At 63.5% G+C, this 21,539-nt stretch carries 16 protein-coding genes and 1 tRNA gene; 16 read left to right on the top strand and 1 reads right to left on the bottom strand.

Features of this window, described 5'->3' with window-relative positions:
- Position 1: 1 nt before the first annotated feature.
- The 12 genes from CSQ87_RS04005 to CSQ87_RS03950 all read left to right on the top strand — a co-directional run bounded on the left by CSQ87_RS04005 (position 2) and on the right by CSQ87_RS03950 (position 13,324).
- Positions 2–568, top strand: coding sequence for an adenylate kinase (locus CSQ87_RS04005; RefSeq protein ID WP_100512597.1), 567 nt, complete (start codon positions 2–4; stop codon positions 566–568).
- Positions 569–773: 205 nt separating this feature from the next.
- On the top strand, positions 774–992 hold the full coding sequence (gene infA / locus CSQ87_RS04000; RefSeq protein WP_100510731.1) for a translation initiation factor IF-1: 219 nt from the start codon (positions 774–776) through the stop codon (positions 990–992).
- Between the two features lie 10 nt (positions 993–1,002).
- Positions 1,003–1,116 carry a 50S ribosomal protein L36 gene (gene rpmJ, locus CSQ87_RS03995; RefSeq protein ID WP_093959598.1) on the top strand — a complete coding sequence of 38 codons (114 nt, stop codon included), beginning with the start codon at positions 1,003–1,005 and terminating at the stop codon, positions 1,114–1,116.
- A gap of 144 nt (positions 1,117–1,260) precedes the next feature.
- Positions 1,261–1,635: a 30S ribosomal protein S13 gene (gene rpsM, locus CSQ87_RS03990; RefSeq protein ID WP_100512596.1), complete on the top strand. Its 375-nt coding sequence runs from the start codon at positions 1,261–1,263 to the stop codon at positions 1,633–1,635.
- Between the two features lie 89 nt (positions 1,636–1,724).
- Entirely contained in the window at positions 1,725–2,123 is a 399-nt protein-coding gene (gene rpsK, locus CSQ87_RS03985; protein ID WP_100512595.1) for a 30S ribosomal protein S11, read from the top strand.
- Positions 2,124–2,204: 81 nt separating this feature from the next.
- Positions 2,205–3,200: a DNA-directed RNA polymerase subunit alpha gene (locus tag CSQ87_RS03980; RefSeq protein ID WP_100512594.1), complete on the top strand. Its 996-nt coding sequence runs from the start codon at positions 2,205–2,207 to the stop codon at positions 3,198–3,200.
- A gap of 103 nt (positions 3,201–3,303) precedes the next feature.
- Complete coding sequence (rplQ, locus tag CSQ87_RS03975) at positions 3,304–3,816, top strand: 50S ribosomal protein L17 (RefSeq protein WP_100512593.1); 513 nt, start codon at positions 3,304–3,306, stop codon at positions 3,814–3,816.
- 275 nt (positions 3,817–4,091) lie between these two features.
- Positions 4,092–5,084 carry a tRNA pseudouridine synthase A gene (locus tag CSQ87_RS03970; protein ID WP_100512592.1) on the top strand — a complete coding sequence of 331 codons (993 nt, stop codon included), beginning with the start codon at positions 4,092–4,094 and terminating at the stop codon, positions 5,082–5,084.
- A gap of 269 nt (positions 5,085–5,353) precedes the next feature.
- Positions 5,354–7,537 (top strand): circularly permuted type 2 ATP-grasp protein, encoded by a 2,184-nt coding sequence (locus CSQ87_RS03965; protein WP_100512591.1) that lies wholly within the window; start codon positions 5,354–5,356, stop codon positions 7,535–7,537.
- Between the two features lie 227 nt (positions 7,538–7,764).
- Complete coding sequence (locus tag CSQ87_RS03960) at positions 7,765–8,574, top strand: transglutaminase family protein (RefSeq protein ID WP_100512590.1); 810 nt, start codon at positions 7,765–7,767, stop codon at positions 8,572–8,574.
- A 151-nt stretch (positions 8,575–8,725) separates the two neighbouring features.
- Positions 8,726–8,811: transfer RNA gene (locus CSQ87_RS03955), tRNA-Ser, on the top strand.
- Between the two features lie 349 nt (positions 8,812–9,160).
- Entirely contained in the window at positions 9,161–13,324 is a 4,164-nt protein-coding gene (locus tag CSQ87_RS03950) for an Ig-like domain-containing protein (RefSeq protein ID WP_165776732.1), read from the top strand.
- 553 nt (positions 13,325–13,877) lie between these two features.
- Here CSQ87_RS03950 and CSQ87_RS03945 read toward each other — a convergent pair.
- On the bottom strand, positions 13,878–14,978 hold the full coding sequence (locus CSQ87_RS03945) for a hypothetical protein (RefSeq protein WP_100512588.1): 1,101 nt from the start codon (positions 14,976–14,978) through the stop codon (positions 13,878–13,880).
- A gap of 175 nt (positions 14,979–15,153) precedes the next feature.
- Between CSQ87_RS03945 and nusA the strand changes: the two genes are divergently transcribed.
- The 4 genes from nusA (at position 15,154) to CSQ87_RS03925 (ending at position 21,439) form a co-directional block, all read left to right on the top strand.
- Complete coding sequence (gene nusA / locus CSQ87_RS03940) at positions 15,154–16,257, top strand: transcription termination factor NusA (RefSeq protein WP_100512587.1); 1,104 nt, start codon at positions 15,154–15,156, stop codon at positions 16,255–16,257.
- Positions 16,258–16,605: 348 nt separating this feature from the next.
- The gene (gene infB / locus CSQ87_RS03935; RefSeq protein ID WP_100512586.1) at positions 16,606–19,530 is read left to right on the top strand and encodes a translation initiation factor IF-2; all 2,925 of its coding nucleotides are present in this window, start codon (positions 16,606–16,608) and stop codon (positions 19,528–19,530) included.
- A 101-nt stretch (positions 19,531–19,631) separates the two neighbouring features.
- Positions 19,632–20,228 (top strand): 30S ribosome-binding factor RbfA, encoded by a 597-nt coding sequence (gene rbfA, locus CSQ87_RS03930; RefSeq protein ID WP_100512585.1) that lies wholly within the window; start codon positions 19,632–19,634, stop codon positions 20,226–20,228.
- Complete coding sequence (locus tag CSQ87_RS03925) at positions 20,225–21,439, top strand: tRNA pseudouridine synthase B (RefSeq protein ID WP_100512584.1); 1,215 nt, start codon at positions 20,225–20,227, stop codon at positions 21,437–21,439. The genes rbfA and CSQ87_RS03925 overlap by 4 nt, the downstream gene beginning before the upstream one ends.
- Positions 21,440–21,539: the final 100 nt, after the last annotated feature.

Below are 21,539 nucleotides of genomic sequence, written 5' to 3'. Positions count from 1 at the left end.
TATGCGACTTCTCATCATGGGCCCGCAGGGCGTGGGCAAGGGCACTCAGGCCGCGAAGCTGGCCGAGCACTACAACATCCCCACCATCTCCACCGGTGACATCTTCCGCTTCAACATCAAGAACAAGACCGAGCTCGGTCTCGAAGCTCTGAAGTACATCGACAAGGGCGAGCTGGTTCCCGACGAGCTGACCAACAAGATCGTGGAGGACCGTCTGGCCAAGGACGACGTGGTGAACGGCTGGATTCTCGACGGCTACCCGCGCAACGCCTCGCAGGTCGTGGCCCTCGACGCCATGCTGGAGCGTCTGGGCACCCCGCTCGACGCCGTGGTGGCCCTCGACGCCGATCACGACGTGCTCATGGAGCGTATGAAGAAGCGCGCCGAGATCGAAGGCCGTTCCGACGATACCCCCGAGGCGATCGCCAAGCGTCTGGAGACCTACGCCAAGGAGACCGCCCCGCTGCTCGACACCTACAAGCAGCGTGGTCTGCTGGTCGAGATCGACGGCGTCGGCGAGATCGACGCCATTCAGGCCAACATCGTCAGCGCCCTCGACGCCCGCTGATTTCCCCGATCGGCCGATCGACTGAGACGAATCGTCTGAAACCGATCGACCAAAACCGATCGGCTGAGACGAATCGGCGACACGCCGAACATCAAGCACTGCTTCCCATAGTTGTGGAAGCGGTGCTTTTCTGTTATATTAGCTATTTGGTGTGTCTTCGGGCATATCTTTCAGTAATTGACGCCAAGGAACGGATAAGGGACTCATGGCAAAAGACGGTGTGATTGAGGTAGAAGGTCAGGTTATCGAAGCATTGCCGAACGCGATGTTCCGTGTTGAGCTCGAAAACAAGCACATCGTTCTGGCGACGATCTCCGGCAAGATGCGGAAGAACTATATCCGCATTCTTCCTCAGGATCGCGTCGTGCTCGAGATGAGCCCGTACGATCTGAACCGCGGTCGAATTACGTACCGTTACAAGTAAAAGGAAAACCATGAAGGTCAGCCCCAGTGTGAAGAAGATCTGCGACAAGTGCCGCGTGATCCGTCGTCACGGCCGCGTCATGGTGATCTGCGAGAACCCGCGCCACAAGCAGCGTCAGGGCTGAAAGCAGACCCCAGCGGCAAAGTAATCAGACGCTGAATCACAGTGTTCGTATCACCACGTACGGCATTGAACCCCAGGTGCGGAGGCCTGGGCCGTGAACTCGGACGATTTGGCGTAAGACCTCCGATGAACAGAAGGAATCGCAATGGCACGTCTTGCCGGAGTCGACATCCCCAATGAGAAGCGCATCGAGATCGCCCTCACCTACATTTTCGGTGTGGGTCGCACTCGTGCCAAGGAAACGCTCGCAGCGACCGGTATCAACCCGGACACCCGCGTCAAGGATCTCTCTGATGAGCAGCTGATCACGCTGCGTGATTACCTCGAGGGTAATTACAAGATCGAGGGCGATCTGCGTCGTGAGGTGGATGCGGACATCCGCCGTAAGATCCAGATCAACTGCTACCAGGGCATCCGCCATCGTAAGCACCTGCCCGTGCGTGGCCAGCGTACCAAGACCAACGCCCGCACCCGCAAGGGCCCGAAGCGTACGGTTGCCGGTAAGAAGAAGGCCGCCTGATCTCATCAGGCCGCAGCTCGGGCCACGAGTCGCATGACTCATCGTCCGGGCACTGGAATCAATAATTCGTATTTAGGAAACGAGGATCAATGGCAGCTGCGAAGCAAGCCGCGCGTAAGCCCCGTCGCCGCGATCGCAAGTCGATCCCGGTGGGCCAGGCGCATATCAAGTCCACCTTCAACAACACGATCATTTCGATCACCGACCCGTCCGGCGCTGTGGTGTCCTGGGCCTCCGGTGGCGATGTCGGCTTCAAGGGCTCCCGTAAGTCCACGCCGTACGCCGCTGGTATGGCCGCCGAAGCCGCCGCCCGCAAGGCCATGGAACACGGCGTCAAGAAGGTCGACGTGTTCGTCAAGGGCCCGGGTTCCGGTCGCGAAACCGCCATCCGCTCCCTGCAGTCCGCAGGCCTTGAGGTCGGTTCCATCTCCGACGTCACCCCGCAGGCTCACAACGGCGTTCGCCCCCCGAAGCGTCGCCGCGTCTGAAGCACTGACTGACGAACAAGTAATCCAACCCGCGAGAATCGGCGAGTGCACGGCCGATTTGAGCTGAAAGGATAAGCAAAAGTGCTGATTGCACAGCGTCCGACACTGTCTGAGGAAGTTCTCAACCCCCAGCGTTCCCGCTTCACCATCGAGCCGCTCGAGCCTGGCTTCGGCTACACTCTCGGTAATTCGCTGCGTCGTACGCTGCTGAGCTCCATCCCTGGAGCCGCAGTGACGAGCGTCCGCATTTCCGGCGCCCTGCACGAGTTCACCACGCTGCCCGGCGTGAAGGAAGATGTGACGGAAATCCTCCTGAACATCAAGGGGATCGTGCTTACCAGCGAGTACGACGAGCCTGTCGTCATGTATCTGCGCAAGAGCGGAGAGGGCGAAGCCACCGCGGGAGACATCACTCCTCCGGCCGGTGTCGTCATTTCCAACCCCGATCTGCACATCGCCACCCTTGCCGAGGACGGCGAGCTGGAGATCGAGTTCACCGTCGAGCGTGGCCGCGGCTACGTCCCCGCCCAGATGAACAAGCAGGATACCTCCGAAATCGGTCGTATCCCGGTGGATTCCATCTACTCCCCGGTGCTGAAGGTGAGCTACAAGGTCGAGGCTACTCGTGTCGAGCAGCGTACCGACTTCGACAGGCTCATCCTTGACGTGGAGACCAAGCCGGCCATTTCCCCGCGTGACGCCGTGGCGTCCGCCGGCTCCACCCTCGTTGAGCTCTTCGGTCTGTGCCGTGAGCTGAACAATCAGGCCGAGGGCATCGAAGTTGGCCCGGTTCCGGTTGTGGAGGAAACCAACCCCGAGATGGCCGTGCCGATCGAGGATCTGAACCTGACCCAGCGTTCGTACAACTGCCTCAAGCGTGAAGGAATTCACACCATCGGCGAGCTGGTCTCCCACACCGAGCAGGACCTGCTCGACATCCGCAATTTCGGTATGAAGTCCATCGACGAAGTCAAGGAGAAGCTGCAGTCCCTCGGTCTGTCGCTCAAGGCCTCGCCGCTGGGTCTCGATACCATCAATCTCGAAGGAGGCACGTTCTTCTCTCCGGAAGACGAGTGATCGTCTCCGGGAGACGGACGTCTCCCTTTGACCATAACGCTCCGTCGGCGCAGATGTTTGGGCGACTGCCCTCCTGCCCGACGGGACATAAGGAGTAAATACAATGCCTACACCGAAGAAGGGCCCGCGCCTGGCTTCCAGCCCCGCGCATGAGCGCCTGATGCTCGCCAACATGGCGACGAGCCTGTTCGAGCACGGCCGCATCACCACCACCCTGCCGAAGGCCAAGCGCCTGCGTCCGCTGGCCGAGCGCCTGATCACCTTCGCCAAGCGCGGTGATCTGCACTCCCGCCGTCGCGTGATGCGCGTCATCCGCAACAAGTCCGTGGTGCACACCCTGTTCACCCAGATCGCCGAGCTGATGGAGCAGCGTGAGGGCGGCTACACCCGCATCACCAAGATCGCCTCCCGTCACGGCGACAACGCCCCGATGGCCGTCATCGAGCTCGTCACCGAGCCGGTGAGCGCGAAGCAGGCCGTGGTGAAGGAAGCCGAGGCCGCCACCAAGGTCGCCGACGAGAAGGCCGAAGAGGCTCCCGTCGAGGAGACCAAGGTCGAGGAGGCCACCGAGGCCCCCGCCGAGGCTGCCGAAGCCGCCGAGGAGAAGGCTGAGTGAATCGGTAGTTCACGTTCGTGAACTGGTTTGATACCGTCCGGTTCAATACCGTTGAGAGGTCCGTGAGTCGAAAGACTCCGGACCTCTTGTCGTATCCGGGATGGGTCGGGCCGGACCATGATGACGGTTTTTGGTTAAAACCAGCACGAAGACGGTGTTTTGGGTCCCTTCAAGCTTGCTTTGGCCAAGAATCCGGTTTCACCGGATCCGGTCGGCCATGACATCGTCACGACATCGGTCATGGACCATAGCCGGGATATGGCAGAGTAGTGGGTATGCGTCTACGAATCGATCTGGGATATGACGGCACGGGATTCTACGGTTGGGCCCGTCAGCCGCAACTGCGTACCGTGCAGGGGGAGGTGGAGTCCGCCCTGCGCAAGGTCCTGCACCTGACCCGCGAACCGGACCGGGAGATCCGGCTCACCGTCGCGGGCCGTACGGACACCGGCGTTCATGCGCTCCATCAGGTGTGCCATCTTGATCTTGATCCCAAGATCCTCGAACGCTGCGTCGGACACATGCAGGTGCCGGCCCCCGAGGCGCTGTGCCGCCGTCTGCGCAGGGTCGTGCCCGACGACATCGCCATCCATGCGGTCAGTGTGGCCCCCGAAGGCTTCGACGCCCGTTTTTCCGCCCTCGAACGCACGTACGTGTACCGGGTGAGCGACGGGGGACAGCCGGTCGATCCCCGCACCCGTGGTTTTGTGGTGTCGATCGACGATCCGCTCGACATCGAGGCCATGAACGCGGCCGCCGCCCATACGATCGGTCTGCACGACTTCGGATCGTTCGCCACGCCGAACCCCGGCGGGACCACGATCCGCGAGGTCAAGCTCGCCCGATGGACCAGAATCCCGACTCTGCCGCTCACCGGCGTGGAAATCGGCGGGACCGGGATCGGCGGGACCGGGATCGGTGAGACCGGGATTGGTGAGACCCAGACCGGCGAAACCGGGACCGGGGGCGGATCGGACACAGTCGGCCGGTACGTCACCCCGCATGTCGAGTCCGGACTGGTCTGCTTCACCATCATCGCCGACGCCTTCGCCCGCAACATGGTCCGCTCGCTGGTCAACGGGTGCTTGCAGGTGGGGCGTGGCAGGAAGACCGTGGATTGGTTCGCCGGCAAGATCGCCGAGCCGGTGCGCGAGGGCTCGACCGGTCCGGCCGCCGCCAAGGGACTGACGCTCGAGCATGTGCAGTATCCGGCCGACGACCAGCTCGCCTCGCGGGCGCAGGCCATCCGCGCGGTGCGCACGCTGTAGACGGACGACGCCATGATCTGCCTGCCGTGATCTGCCAGCCGTGATCTGCCAGCCATGATCTGCCAGCCATGACCGGGCCGTCATGTTCGGCCATCCGAAGCATACTCGAAACATTGCGGGGGCCGTTCGTTAACCGCATGTGACTACGTTGGGAGCAGTCATGTGCGGAACGGCCACCGACCGCCATTCCGCCGCGCATGGCCATGCCGACGGGCAGTACGGGCATACGGCCATGCAAACGAAGAGGCAAACGACAGCGGAGGCAGGCAGTGATACAGTCCATGGCGCAGAAGATGGCTTCTGATCTGGTCGATCGCAGGCAGGCGATCAACCGCGAGCTCAGCCGTAACGGTGTGCGGTTCGGCATCTACAAGAACGGGCAGTATCACGACCAGCTGTTCCCGTACGATCCGATCCCGCGCATCATCGAATCCGACGAATTCGACGAACTCGAAGCGGGCCTCAAGCAGCGCGTCGACGCGCTCAACGCCTACCTCAAGGACATCTACTCCGACAAGCGCATCATCCATGATGGCGTGATCCCCGAGGAATACGTGTACACGTCCGCGGGCTACTTCCCGCAGGTCAACGGCGTCACCCCGCCGGCCGGCGTGTTCGCGCACATCGCCGGCGAGGATCTCGTCCAGGGCGAGGACGGTCGCTGGTGGGTGCTCGAGGACAATCTGCGCATCCCCTCCGGCGCCAGCTACCCGCTGTTCGTGCGCGACATCGAACGTCGCATCTCTCCCAAGCTGTTCCGCGACGTGCATGTGCGCGACAACCGCGCCTACCCGCTGCTGCTGCGGCGATCCATGGACTTCGTCTCCACCGAGGGCATCTCCGTGGTGCTCACCCCCGGCCGGTTCAACTCCGCGTTCTTCGAACACGCGTATCTGGCCGAGAAGACCGGCGCCGTGCTGGCCTTCCCCGAGGATCTCGAGGTCGAGCAGAACAAGCTGTACTTCGTCGACTACTCCGGCAGCAAGCATCGCGTGGGCGTGGTGTATCGCCGTCTTTCCGACGAATACCTCGACCCGTTCGCGTTCAACGCCGATTCGGTGATCGGTGTGCCCGGGCTGCTCGCCGCCTACCGCGCGGGCAACGTGGCCATCATGAACGCCCCCGGCAACGGCGCGGCCGACGACAAGGCGATCTACTACTTCGTGCCGGCGATGATCCAGTACTATCTGCACGAGGATCCGATCCTGCACAACGCCCCCACCTACATGCCGATGTTCAACGAGGACCGCAAGACCGTGCTCGACCGACTGGGCGAACTGGTGATCAAGGACGTGGCCGAGGCCGGCGGATACGGCGTCGTGTTCGGCTCGTCGCTCGACTCCCGGCAGCGCGAGGAGCTGGCCGATCGGATCAAGGCCGATCCGCGCCGGTTCATCGCCCAGGAGGTCGTCCAGTTCCGCGACATCGACGTGGTCGATCCGGTCACCGGCCGTCAGGAGCCGCGCAAGGCCGATCTGCGTGCGTTCGTGGTCACCGGACCGGATACGCGCGTGTGGTATTCGGGCCTGACCCGATACTCCTCGGTGCCCGGGCAGATGATCGTCAACTCCTCGCAGGGAGGCGGCTTCAAGGACACCTGGGTGCTGGCCGGCGACCATACGCCCACGCTGGACGAGTTCAAGGGGGAGAAGATCTCCGTGGCCCCCGAATCGACCCGTCACTCGCTGTCGCTGCTCACCGCGTCCAAGGCCGACAACCTCTACTGGCTCGGCCGCTACACCGAACGCGTGTTCACCACGCTCACCCGGTTCTTCCCGTTCTACGATCACGTGATGGACACCGACGTGGACGCGTTCCGCCCGTTCGCCCGCGCGCTCGACCTGCCCGAGGACTTCGAGGACTTCGACGCGTTCATCCAGAACTTCCTGTACGACCCGAACAATCCGAACTCGGTGCGCAGCGCCATGGACTGCGCGTTCAACAACGCGGTGATCCTGCGGCCGGAACTGAGCTCGCGCGTCCTGCAGTACGTGGAACTGGCGCTGAGCTCCATCGCCGACGCCTCCAGCCGGTCCTCCGACGCCGAGGACATCTACGACCAGCGCGACGTGGAGGACGACATGCTCGCCTTCTGGGGTGCGATCGAGAACTCGGTGGAGGACCAGACGCTCAAGTCGTTCCTGTTCATCGGCAAGTATCTCGAACGGCTCGACCTGTACACCCGTCTCAAGGCCACCGGTCCCGAGCTCAAGCCGCCGATGACCAAGCTGATCGGCTACGCGGTCACGCTCGACGGTCTGCCGGTGCCGGAATGCTTCGCCTCCGGGCTTCGCTGGCTGATCGGCCAGCTGCCCGGCCGTGGCTACCCCGAGCTGGCCGAGGCGCTCACCCGGTTCCAGCAGGGCTTCTCCGACCGCGTGACCGCCGCCGCGCTGAAGCCGCTCAGCGAGATCTCCGCGATGAACCTCGCCGGTGGGAGTGTGGCCGACTGAGGATTCGGCTGACTGCTCGATTGGCCGGCTGAGGATTCTGCGGATTCTGCCTTGCCGGCTGAGGATTCTGCCTTGCCTGCTGGTTGGTTGGGGCTTCGGTTCCGGTCTGCTGACTGAAGCCCCGCCGTCCGGTGGTCGCAGCGTGTCATGCGAGTGGGGGAGGCGGTAGGGTAGACTGTAGCGACTCGCAAATGGCAGGGCATACAGGGCATAAGGAGCTGACACGGTTGAAGAAACTGTATTTTGACTATGCGATGAAGCTGACGTTCAGTTCGCCGGTGACCGATCATCGTTTTCAGCTTCGATGCATCCCCGCCACCGGACCGCGGCAGCAGGTGGTGGACACCAAGGTGGTGATCGATCCGGAGGTCGAGGCGGAGAAGGCCATCGACTCCTTCGATTCGGTGGTGATGACCGGGTTCATTCCCGAACCGCATGACCATTTCGGCTACCGGGTCACCGGCATCGCCTTCGTGGACAACGAGCACATCAAATCCGAGATCTACAAGCCGCTGTACCGCTTCGATTCGGCGCTGACCATTCCGGGGCCGTCGATCACCGCGCTGACCGAGCGGTGCAAGGACCGTCTGCGCCACGAGCACAATACCGGATCCCCGGTGGCGGTGGCCTCGGTGGTGATGGACGAGGTCTACAAGGCGTTCACCTACACGCCCAAGTCCACCACGATCCGCACCACGGCCGAGGAGGCGCTGACCCAGGCCAAGGGCGTGTGTCAGGACTACGCGCATGTGATGCTCGCCGTGTGCCGTCATGTGGGGCTCACCGCCCGATACATCGCCGGGCTGCTCGGCGGCGAGGGCGCCACGCACGCGTGGGTGGAGGTGTATCACAAGGACCATTGGGTGGGGCTCGATCCGACGCATAATCGTCTGGTCGACGACAACTACATCACCATCGCCCACGGGCGTGACTACCGCGATTGCATGCTCGACATCGGCATTTTCTCCGGAGACAAGGTGACGCAGAGCCAGTGGGTCAACGCTTCCGTGCACGAAGCCTCACATGTCGGGTTGTAGGGCGTGCGAAAGGCCTTTTTCGGGGTGAAATAGCGGAGTTGTGAGGCTGCGTTTTTGGATACCCTCCCGACCACGACACGAATCCTTCTGGATTTGCCAAGGTCGCAGGGTTGTGGCATACTATACAAGTTGCCTGTTCAAGGTAACGAATGGATAAGTGTCCGAGCGGTCGAAGGAGCACGCCTCGAAAGCGTGTGAGGGCACCCCCCTCCGCGAGTTCGAATCTCGCCTTATCCGCCTCTAGGGGTTCCAGCCGATCGGCCGGAACCCCTTTTTCATGCCGTTTTCGGCGGTATTCCAACGGTTTCAGGGTCTTGTGGCACTCGCCGGCCGTTTGTGCGAAGGTGCGGGGGTGTGCGTGGAGAGATGGATTAATGCCCGAGATAAGGGGTAAATAAGGTGGCAACGATGACGAGGTTGGGTTCCCATCGGTATGCACTATGGATGTCGATCGGGGGGAGAAGGATGGGGACTGTCGTAAATGATGAGACTGTATGCTGTGCAGCCGGATGGGGAAGCGTTGCGGTATGCCTCCTTATGCCAGTCGTTCCGTGATTGCAGTTCGTATCAGAGGAAGAAGACAGGTATGAATAGAGACAGGGGCAGGGGACTGTCCGGAGTCATGCTCAAAGGCATGATCGCATTGGTCTGCGCGGTGGCGACGCTGCTGGCGTCCAATGTGCTGGTAGGTACGGCGAATGCGGCGTCGAAGCTGCCCGCCAAGCCGGTGCAGATCGCGGCGAATTATGAGGATTCCGATCCCGATGTGACGGCGGCGCCGAACGTCCTGCTGTCCGACGGCACGGTGTGGACGATGAACGCGAATCTGGTGACCTACCAGCGCAAGGGGCTCACCGGAATCAAGAGGATCACGAGTGATACCAGGGCGCTGGCCCGCAACGGCGATATGGTCAATCTGATCGATGGCAAGACGTTGCTGTCCGGCGTGGCCGAAAGCACCTTCAACGAAGACACTAATGGGATCGTGGTTCGGACGAACGGTACGGTGTCTGTTCCAGTCGGAGGATACCCGACGAAGTACCTGCCGGTCAGCGGTCTGTCCGGAGTGCGCTCGGTCAGCGTGGACAGCACCAACAAGGTCGCCTATGCCACGCTGTCCGATGGCGGCGTCGTCAGGTTCTCGACCAGACTCCCCGCTGACGCCGCCGATCGAACCTCGCTGAATCTGGGTGCCACCCGGGTGTCCGGCCTGTCCGGCGTACGATCCGTCACGGCCGGCAACGGATACTATCTCGCTCTGATGGCCAACGGTACGGTGAAGGCTTCTGGACGCAACCACGTCGGTCAGCTCGGCCTCGGCGATCGCAAGGATCGCTCCACCCCGGTCACGGTTCCCGGACTGTCCGGTGTGAAGACGATCTCCACCACGACCGAATCATCGACCGATTACGGCACCTCCTATACGCTGAGCGGCAACGGCCGGGTCTACACGTGGGGCGCCGGCGACTACGGACAGCTCGGTCACGCCTACTCCTACGCCGACCATGGTACGACCGGCTCCGTCTCTCCGACTCCGGTGGACGGACTGACGAACGTGCGGACACTGTATGCGCAGTCGACCAACGATCTCAATCCCCGGGCCATGGCGATTACCGCCGACGGCAAGGTGCACAGCTGGGGCGTCGGCTTCGCCTCCAACCTGCCTCAGTACGGTCTGAGTGGTGCCAAACTCGACGATTTCAGCCGTGTCAGCAACGCGATCGGCATCACTGCGGCCCCGACCGACGGTCAGGCCTTCACCGCATTCGTCCTGACCGACGACGGCTCCATCTACGCATGCGGCCGGTCCACCTATGGAGTGACCGGATCCAACATCGCCACGCGAACCCCGTTCGGCGACAACGTGCAGGGCGGTACGTCCACGGACGATTCCAAGGCCAAGGTAAGCTCCTCGCTTACCTACACCAGTTCCCCGGCCTGGTTCTCCAACGGCGAGTACATCGGATCGAAGATCCCGATGTCGATCACCGTAACCAACGAGCAGGCGTCCGATAAGCATGAGGACCGGTCGCTCACCATCTCCTCCGCCAAGGTGACCCTGCCGAAGGGGCTGAGCTTCTCTCAGAACAAGGAGGAGCGGGTCCGGGACGTCAAGGGTCTGCTCAATCCCGTCACGCTGAAGCCATACAAGAGCGTTACCGCGAAGTTCGACGTGTACATCCTCGACTCGTATCTGCACACCTATGTGCAGTCCTTCGACGCCAGTGCGGCGATCGTGACCACCGCCGGCAAGGCAAGCGCCAAGGCGAGTCTGCCGGTGAGCCGCAGCAACGCCGACTTCACGCTGGTACGCAGAATCGAACAGTGGGATGCCAATGCCGATGTGAGTTCGGAACTCAACAAGCTTTCCGATGAAACCATGACCCAGCTGTGGTACAACCGTTACTCGGTTGCCGCGCAGAGTCAGCATATGGATGTGCTCTCCGGTATGTGGAATCTCATTGATGCGGCTACGAAGGGCAGTCTGGTGTCCAGTCGCAACATGACGCAGGACGAGGCCAAGAGTCTGATTCTCGCCACGCTCTACGATTCCGACGATCTGATCACCGGCGCGTCACGGGACAACTTCATCGAGGAGTTCAACGACGCCGCCCGGCAGTGGGCTCAGGACCAGCTCAAGCAGAACACCAGCGAGGAGCAGCGCACCGGTCTGAAGATCCTTGCCGCCGCGCTCGCCAGCCCCAAGGTGGCGCAGGAGCAATACAAAAGCTTCTCCGACTATGCCGATCAGGTGAAGGCGGTCTACGATAAGGTGGCGTCCGATCAGGAGAAGATCAACGATCCGGTCAGGATCAACCGCATGTTCGGCTCCACGTTCCAACAGATGCAGCGTGCACAGAACTTCCTCCAGCGATTCAACCGGCTTTCGAGGGTCGCCGAGCTCTATGGCAAGGCCTCGGACAAGGTTGAGAAACTCGGCAAGATCAACGACTATCTCAACAAGGCCAAGGACCTCAACGATTCGTGGAACAACATCCAACGGCTTATGGAAATGCAGGACCGCGTCGGCATGTATGTTGCCATCCTCAGCTCCATGCAGAAGAAGGCCACGATTCCGGCCGTGCGCGCCGCTGCCGGCGACGCGGCCACGACGATCCAGCTGAACGGAGACAAGTTCGTCGATGAATTCTTCGGCTACCTCGACGGCAAGGCGTCGGAGGAGATCGACAAGAAGATCAACGAATGGGTGGCCAGGAAGCTCCCGTACGTGGCGATCGCACAGGTGACCTCCACGGCGATGACCAGCACGCTACTGAAGTCCACCGTCAATGCGGCGGCCACGGCGAAGACCATGCGTATCCAGACCGACATTGCGTATGCGCTGGCCATGCGATACAACACGTCGATGCGGAGTTTCGAGCAGGAGCGGACCGATCCGGTGGCCAAGCTCAACGATGCGAAGTCCGTGCTGTACAGCCTTGCCATGCTGCTGAAGATTCACGAGAAGGGCGAGAAGACGTTCTCCGACCCGAGTTTTGCCAAGGGCAACGGCGGGTGGGCGCAGCCGGCCCAGCGAGACAATGCTGCGATCAATGCCAAGGAGATCCAGACTCTGGAGAAGAACCTGATCGCCCCGGATTCCACTTGGTACAGCAATTCGCCGCACCTGTGGTATGCGACCGTGCTATGCCCGCTGAACGTGGAGGTACGGCGCAGCGGACGGCTCGTTGCCAGTCTGACCAATCAGGCCGGTTCCGTGGACAATGCCGATGGTCACTTCGAAACCATCGTGCGCAATGGCGATGCGAAGAAGATGATGGTGCTCTATGGTGCGCCGGGTGAATACTCGTTCACGCTTAAGGGCACCGGACACGGTACTGCCACGATCGACACGGACGTGCAGAACGGCGGCAAGCGGGTCGAGCATCGCAGTCAGTACCTGACGGTTACGCCGAATTCCCGGTTCACGGTGTCGTCGGTGCGCGCCGATGGCAACTACGGGGTGCAGCTGGATGCCAACGGTGACGGCAAGCCGGAATCCACATCCAACGCCGTGCTCCTGAATCAGGGAAAGATCACGGTTCCGACGGGCGTGACACTGTCCGCCAAGACGATGTCGCTGACCGTGGGGCAGACCGCATCGGTGGGTGTGTCGATTACGCCGGCGAACGCGACTCTGGCTGGAGTGCAGTGGTCCTCATCCGATCCGAAGGTCGCATCCGTCGATGTGTCCGGCAAGATTTTGGGACTGCGGAATGGCACGGCGACGATTACGGCGAAGTCCGGCACGGCCTCTGCAACGTTGACCGTGACCGTTGGCAAGAAGGAGATCGCCAAGCAGGTGCCCGTCTACCGTGTCTACAACCGCAACTCCGGTCTGCACCACTACACGATCAACAAGGCGGAGAACGACATGCTGGTCAGGCTCGGCTGGCGTGACGAGAACCGTGGTGGCTCCGCGTTCATCACGGTGAGCAAGGACACCCCGGGCGCGAAGCCGGTGTACCGCGAGTACAACCGCCGGAGCGGCAACCACAACTGGACGCTGAACAAGAAGGAGCACGACATGCTCGTGCGTCTGGGCTGGAAGGACGAGGGCATCGCCTGGTACACCAGCCCGACCGGCAGGGACGTGTACAGGCTCTATAACCCGAAGCCGTACCACAAGCCGAAGAACGGCCGTGGCAACGGTGGCGGCGAGCATGTGTACACGACGAGCTACGCGGAGTACCGTGCGGTGGTCGCGGCCGGCTGGCGCGGCGAGGGCGTCGCATGGAAAAGCCTGTGATTGAAGGCACTGCCTTCAATCAGGCTTTTGCGAAGGGCCGTCCCCAATTGCGGGACGTCGCTCTAATGTCCGCCCCCGCCGGACGAACGATCGGCGATCGCTCGTAGCAGTGCGCCTTGAAGGCGCACGTCGCATAAGATGTCGGGGGCTGGCTGCCGTAGGCAGACTGGGGGTGGTTGAATTGCCGTGTAATGGGGTTCGACCACCCTCAGTCTCGCGTCCGCTCGACAGCCCCCGCCGGCGGGGGCACTGGCTGATTGAGACTTCGCTTGTCACATCATCCGTCCGGCTTTCGCCGGCCATCTTCCCCTCAAGGGGAAGCCGAGGTGCTTCGGGCCTTCACTCGCCTGCCGTTTTACCGGACTCAGCCTAGGGGAAGACTTCCTTCGGAAAAGCCTGACGGAACAGTCTGGATTTCGGGATTTCTTGGACTTCCTCTCGAGCCCATGTGGTTCGCGGTGAGATCTCCGGATCCTTAAAAGCGGTCTTGGTAAACGGATTGGCCGAGTAAGGCCAAGAGTGGTTCGGAAAAGTATGGCGTACCGGCGCGGGACTACTTCAGCAGCAGCGTTTCGGCGCCGGGATAGCCGAGGTCGTGGGCGGTGACGATGTGGGCGGCGATCAGATCGGACAGTGCGATCATGGTCCGCGTGCTCGTCGCATCCGCATCCGAATCACCCGTCGAATTGAGGGACGTGGACGTTGTCGTAGAGTCGGCGGAGGTACCGGCCCCGGCCGCATGATCGCCGGTCGTCTTGGCACTCGTCGCATTCGTTCCGTTGTTCGCGGTCCCGGACGATCCCGACACCCCGGCTTCGGTCTGTTCGGCGAGGGCGTTCAGCTGCTCCATCGCGCAGTTCATCTCCACCACGGCGGTCGTCGGCGCGACGATCCCGTTGGTCGGATCGATGATCGTATTCGGACCGGCCAACAGCGACTTGACCGCATACACCTTCTGCCTCGGATCCTTGGTCTGCTTCACGGCCGTGGCGAGCAGCTGGGCGTTGGCCTTGTGCCGGTTGCTCATCGTATGCATCGTGGCGTTCGCGCTGTGTCGCGCGGCTAGGACCTCAAAGCCGAAGCCGGCGCGATCCTCGGCCACGGCGAGTGCGGCGGCGGTCTTGGCCGTCAGTGCCGACTCTGCCGAACCGGTCGATCCCGCGGACTTCGTTTTGCCGGTCGTCCCGCCGGTCGTGCCGTCACCGATCTCACCGTCGTCGATCCGATCGGACGGTACGGTGATGAACCGGCCGACCATCCCGGCCGCCTGCTCAAGCGATCGGCCGACGATCATGGCCTGTGCGCTGCGGACCGTGCCCTCGGCGAACCTGCCGGGGCAGTCGACCGCGGCCTGACTCCATGCACTGCGGGCGCCGGACGCCGCAAGCAGTCGGACCGACGACGGCAGGGGAGCGCGGTACCGGGCCGAGTCGCGGTATCCGACGGTGAGCGCGCGCTCGCAGGCACTCAGTTCACTGTCGTCCCCACCCTGACCGGCGATGCCCGCCATGGCCGCGTGGGCCGGGGACGCGATCGTCATCGACAGCATCAGGGCCGCGCACGCCGCACATGTCGCAGCGGTCGCCATGGTCGCCGCGGTGGCCGCCTCGATCGGACGATGCCGGAACATATTGCGGAACGTGCTACGGATCATGCCGCGGAATCCGTTGTGAACTATGCCGTGAAATACGCTTTGAAACACGCCGATGCCCGACTCTCCGAGTTCGCCCGAGGCGGATAGTGTCTGCATGAATCGTTAGACTAGTAGCCGTTGCAGACCATTTGCGGGCAAGGTGCCCGTTGATAACTTCATATGGGAGGTCTTGGGCATGGAATTGGACTTGGCAGGTATGTATCGTCTCGCTGCTGAGCAGGGAATAGATGCCGAGACTCTGGATACCGCGTTGGCGGAAGCTCTGCGTCTCGCGTATTTGAAGACTCCTCACGCCGCTAAGCACGCCCGCGTCGAGCTGGATCCGCGTGCCGGCACGTTCACGGTGTGGGCTCAGGACGAGATCCGTCAGGAACCCACCGAAGAAGATCCGCATCCCGCTCCGGTGCTGGGCGAGGAATACGACGACACCCCGCGCGATTTCGGCCGTCTGGCCGCGGCGACCGCCCGTCAGGTCATTTCGCAGCTGTTCCGTCGCGCCGCCGACGAGAAGGTGTTCGGCGCGTTCTCCGGTCAGAAGGGCAAGCTCATCACCGGCGTGGTGCAGCAGGACGTCAAGGACCCGGGCAATGTGTATGTGGCCGTCGGCGATGTGGAGGCGATCCTGCCCCGCCGCGAGCAGGTGCCGGGGGAGCGCTACCGTCACGGCGAGCGTCTTCGCGTGTACGTGGTGAACGTGGCCCGTGGACTGAAGGGACCAGAGATCATCGTGTCCCGTTCGCATCCGGAGCTGGTTCGTCGTCTGTTCGAGCGTGAGGTGCCGGAACTGTCCAGCGGCGCCGTGTCGATCATGTCGATCGCCCGCGAGGCCGGTGCCCGCACCAAGATCGCGGTGCGCGCCAACGCGCAGGGCGTCAACCCGAAGGGCGCGCTGATCGGCCCCGGCGGCTCCCGCGTGCGCGCGGTGATGGAGAACCTCGGTCAGGAGAAGATCGACATCGTCGACTGGTCGAGCGATCCGGCGAAGTTCGTGGCCGCGGCGCTGTCTCCGGCCCACGCCACCGAGGTGCAGGTCGTCAGCGAGAAGAACAAGACCGCGATCGCGTTCATCCACGACGATCAGCTGTCGCTGGCCATCGGCAAGGAGGGGCAGAACGCCCGCCTCGCCGCCAAGCTCACCGGCTGGAAGATCGGCATCGAGTCCGAGGAGATCCGCGCCAAGAAGGCCGCCGAGGCCGCCGCGAAGGCGAAGCAGGAGGCGGAATCGGCCGCTTCCGACGCCGACGCCGACGCCGATGCCGCCGGCGCCCAGGAGGCGTGATCGGATCGTTACGGCGATCGCGTGATTCGTGATCGCGTGATGTCTGCGTGACCGGCAATGCGTGATCGCACGCCGGCTGTGACCGCTACGGGCGGTGGTCTGACAAACCCGTCAGGACCCACCGACCCGTACGTGCGACACAGCCGGCGTTCGCATACCCTCGGCAATCCATAGCCTTGAGTATGCTGGTCACGGTATCTGAAAACAGGGGATTATCATGCCCGCTTTCAGCAAGAATGAGGTAACACAACCATGGTCGCACGATGAGACAGGAACTGTTCGACATCAGTGATCAGTGATCGCGCGTCAGTGACACGACATACGCGCGATCGGGAATAGGAGATATTGGTGCCCAAAGCACGCGTGTATGAATTAGCCAAGGTGTTTGGCGTTGACAGCAAGACCGTCCTTGACAAGCTCAAGGACATGGGCGAGTTCGTGAAGTCGGCCTCGTCAACCGTGGAAGCGCCGGTTGTGCGCAAACTGAAGGCTGAGTTCCAGCCGTCCAACAATGCCGAGAAGAAGTCGGCACCCAAGCCGCAGGGCAGGAGGCAGGCGGCCTCTCCCGCGCCTCACGCTCCGGCGTCCCATAACGTTCCCAAGCCGGGTGCCCAGCATCATGCCGCGGCACGTCCGCAGGCCCCCGAACCGCATGCTCCCCGTCCGCAGTCCCCGGCCACTCCGGGCCCGCACGGCCAGCATCAGGGCGGCCAGAACGGTCAGTCCTCCCAGTCCCGCGGGGCTTCCCCCCGTCCGCACGTTCCCGGCCCGCGTCCCTCCGCGCCGCATCCCGGCGATCGTCGCGGCGGCCGCAACGGTCAGGACGGTCAGGGCGGTCGTGGTCTCGGCCACGGCGGTCACAACCGTAACGAGCGCAATGAGCGCAACGATCGCGATCGTTCGCAGCGCGGCCAGCAGGCCCGTCCGGCCCGTCCGCATCAGGGCGGTACCCCCGGCAACGGCGGCGCCGCTGTGGCGAACTCCGCTCGTCCGCATACTCCGGGCCCTCGTCCCGGCAACAATCCGTTCAGCCGCAAGCAGGGTATGAGCGTGCCCACTCCGGGTGACATTCCGCGTCCGCATCCGATGGCCCGTCCGACGGTGAACAACCGTCGTGGCCGTCCGGGTCAGGGCGGTCCTCGTCCGGGTGCCCGCGGCGCTCGTCCGGGTCAGGGTCAGGGCAGGCCCACCCAGTGGGGTCACACCCGTACCGGTCAGGGTGCCGGCACCGGCGCTCGTCCGGGCGGCTCCCGCTTCGGCGGCCCCCGTCCCGGCCAGAACAACGGCGGCAACAACGGTCCTCAGTCCGGCGGCGGTCGTCCGGGCCGTGGCGGTCGCGGCGGTGCCGCAGGCGCCTTCGGTCGTCAGGGCAGCCGTTCCTCCAAGGCACGCAAGGCGCGTCGCGCAAGGAGGCAGGAGTTCGAGGAGATGAAGGCACCCGTTATCGGTGGTGTCCGCATCCCCACCGGTAACGGCCAGACCATCAAGCTTCGTCAGGGCGCCACGCTGGCTGATCTCGCCGAGAAGATCAACGTCAACGCCGCATCCCTGGTCACAGTGCTCTTCCATCTGGGCGAAATGGCCACGGCCACGCAGTCCCTGGACGAGTCCACCTTCCAGATCCTCGGCGAGGAGATCGGCTGGAACATCAAGATCGTGTCCGCCGAAGAGGAGGACAAGGAGCTGCTTCAGCAGTTCGACATCGACCTTGACGAGGAGGAGCTGCAGGACGACGAGGATCTCAAGCCCCGTCCGCCGGTGGTCACCGTCATGGGCCACGTCGATCACGGTAAGACCCGACTGCTCGACACGATCCGCAAGACCAACGTCATCGCACGCGAGGCCGGCGGCATCACGCAGCGCATCGGCGCCTACCAGGTCTCCATCGACCTCAACGGCGAACACCGCAAGCTCACCTTCCTCGATACCCCGGGTCACGAGGCGTTCACCGCCATGCGTGCCCGTGGTGCCGAGCTCACCGACGTCGCGATCCTCGTGGTCGCCGCGGACGACGGCGTGATGCCGCAGACCGTGGAGGCCATCAACCACGCTCAGGCCGCCCATGTGCCGATCGTGGTCGCCGTGAACAAGATCGATAAGCCGGGCGCCAACCCCGAGAAGGTCCGCGGCCAGCTCACCGAGTTCGGTCTGGTGCCGGAGGAGTACGGCGGCGACACCATGTTCGTCGACATCTCCGCGAAGCAGAACATCAACGTGGACAAGCTCCTCGAAGCCGTGCTGCTGACCGCCGACGCCACGCTCGACCTCAGGGCCAACCCCGACATGGACGCCCGTGGCGCCACCGTCGAAGCCCGACTCGACAAGGGCCGCGGCGCCGTGGCCACCGTGCTTGTGCAGCAGGGTACGCTCCACGTGGGCGACGCCATCGTGGCCGGCACCTCGTACGGCCGCGTGCGCGCCATGCTCGACGAGAACGGCAAGCAGATGAAGGCCGCCCCGCCGTCGACCCCGGTGCAGGTGCTCGGCCTGACCTCCGTGCCCACCGCCGGCGACCTCTTCCTCGTCGCTCCGGACGACCGCACGGCCCGCCAGATCGCCGAGAAGCGTCAGGCCACCGAGCGCGCCGCCCAGCTGGCCAAGCGTCGCAAGGTCGTCTCGCTCGAGAGCCTCAAGGAGCAGTTCGCCAAGTCCGAGATCGACATGCTCAACATCGTCATCAAGGGCGATTCCTCCGGTTCCGTCGAGGCACTCGAGGACTCCCTGATGAAGATCGAGGTCTCCGACGAGGTCGGCATCCAGGTCATCCACCGCGGCGTCGGCGCGATCACGCAGAACGACGTCAACCTCGCCACGGTCGACAAGGCCGTCATCATCGGCTTCAACGTGCGTCCGAACCGTCAGGTTCAGGACCTCGCCGACCGCGAGGGCGTGGAGATCAAGTACTACTCCGTCATCTACAAGGCCATCGAGGATGTGGAGGCCTCCCTCAAGGGCATGCTCAAGCCCGAATACGAGGAGGTCGTCACCTCCCACTCCGAGATCCGCGAGATCTTCCGTTCCTCCAAGTTCGGCAACATCGCCGGCGTCATGGTGCAGGACGGCGAGGTCAAGCGTGGCACCAAGTGCCGCATCCTGCGCAACGGCGTGGCCACGGTCAACGATCTCGAGATCGCATCGCTGCGTCGTTTCAAGGACGACGTGCAGTCGGTCAAGGAAGGCTACGAGGCCGGTATCAACCTCGGCTCCTTCAACGACATCCAGGAAGGCGACATCATCGAGACCTTCGAGATGCGTGAGGTCGAACGCAAGTAGGCCTGACCGGCCCTGACCGGGCTGATCAGACAGGAACCATTCCTCTGGCTCCCCTCTGGAGGGGAGCCAGTTCTATATGTGCGATATGTGAAAGGAACATCATGGCTGGTACCAACCCCAGGGCCGTGCGCATCGCCGGCCTCATCAAGCGCGTGGTCGCCCAGGCGCTGGAACGCGAACTGCACGACCCCCGACTGGACAACGTGACCATCACCGACGTCCGCGTGACCAACGACATGCAGCTGGCCCGCATCTTCTGGACCCAGCTGGGCACCGAAGGCAAGGCCGAAGGTCAGCGCAAGCGCGCCAATCAGGCGCTGAACAAGGCCAAGGGCCATCTGCGTTCGCTCGTCGGACGCAAGGCCGGACTGCGCCTCACCCCCGTGCTCGAATTCAAGTACGACGAGGTGCCCGGCGAAGCCACCGAAATCGAGGACATCCTCTCCGTGGCTCTCAAGCGTGACCGCGAACTGGCCAAGGCCCGCGAGAACGCCCAGTACGCCGGCGAGGCCGACCCGTACCGTCACGACGACGAGGAGCGGGACGATCAGGCCGACGATTCCCGCGACGTGCTCGACGTGCTCGACGAATCGGGCGATCACGTCGGCGCCGAGACCGCGGATCACCGTGAGGTCGATCCCGACCGTCTCGACGCCATCGCCAACCACGTCGACGAGTCCGCGGACGAGGTCCGATGACCGCACACCAAACCGACGGTCAGGTCACCGGCCAGCGTGATTCCGGCGTGCTCGTCATCGACAAGCCCCAGGGCGTCACCAGTCATGACGTCGTGGCCGCAGCCCGCCACGCCCTGCATATGAAGCGGGTGGGCCACGCCGGCACGCTCGACCCGATGGCGACCGGCGTGCTGGTCGTCGGCTTCGGCCACGCCACCCGACTGCTCAACTACATCGTCGGCGCGGACAAGACCTACGAGGCCACGATCCGCCTCGGGCAGGCCACCGACACCGACGACGCCGAAGGCACGATCATCCCGTTGGCGGAGCAGATCGCACTGTCCGGAACAGCACAGTCCGGAACGGCACTATCCGGGACCGCCCTGCCCGGAACCGCGATGTCTTCTGATCCGTCCACATCCGACGGTGAATCCGCGCATATCTCTGGTGATATCCCCTCGGGGGCGATCACCCCCGAACTGATCAGACGGACCATCACCGAACGGTTCACCGGCGAGATCATGCAGGTGCCCAATGCCTTCTCCGCCATCAAGATCAACGGTCAGCGAGCCTACGATCTGGCCCGCGAAGGCAAGACGGTCCAGCTCAAGGCGCGGCCGGTCACGATCAGCGAATTCACGGTGACCGACATCCGCACGGCCACGGCCTCCGCCGTCCCGGCTGCGGACTCCGTCTCGGCCGAGCCCCCCGTCCCGTCCGATGCGGGGGAGACCGCCGAAACGGTTCCCGTAATCGACGTGGACGTCACCGTCACCTGCTCGTCCGGCACCTACATCCGCGCGCTGGCCCGCGACCTCGGCATCGCGCTCGGCGTGGGCGGGCACCTCACCTACCTGCGTCGCACCCGCGTCGGCAGCTTCTCCGCCGATTCCGATTCGGTGGTCCACGCGCACGCCGAATCGAGGACGTTCACCAACCGGGACGGCGAGACGATCACCCGCAACCGGGCCGCGCTCGACCTGCCCGACGGCGTCGACGTGCGGTCCCGTGCGCTGACGATGATCCAGTCCGCCGAACGGACCATGCCCTGTGCGGTGATCAGCGACGAACAGGCCCGCGAACTGCGGTTCGGCCGGCTGATCGCATGGCCGACGAGCCTGCCGCGGGATCTCGACGCGGCCGCCGCGCACACCGCGGACGAGCTGATCGCCGTGATCACGCCGTTCCGGGGCGGGCGGGCCAAACCGGCCGTCGTCTTCCCGGCGGGCTGACGGATACGCAGGATACGACGGACACGACGAATGCCGATCGGCGGGATCGCTTCCCGGCCCGATTCAGATCAGACTCCAACCCAGACCATCAGACCCAATA

The sequence above is a fragment of the Bifidobacterium simiarum genome (genome assembly GCF_002802905.1).
Taxonomy (GTDB): Bacteria; Actinomycetota; Actinomycetes; order Actinomycetales; family Bifidobacteriaceae; genus Galliscardovia; species Galliscardovia simiarum.
The sequence above is the reverse complement of the archived record's forward strand: the minus strand, read 5'-3'. Positions and strand labels throughout refer to the sequence as shown.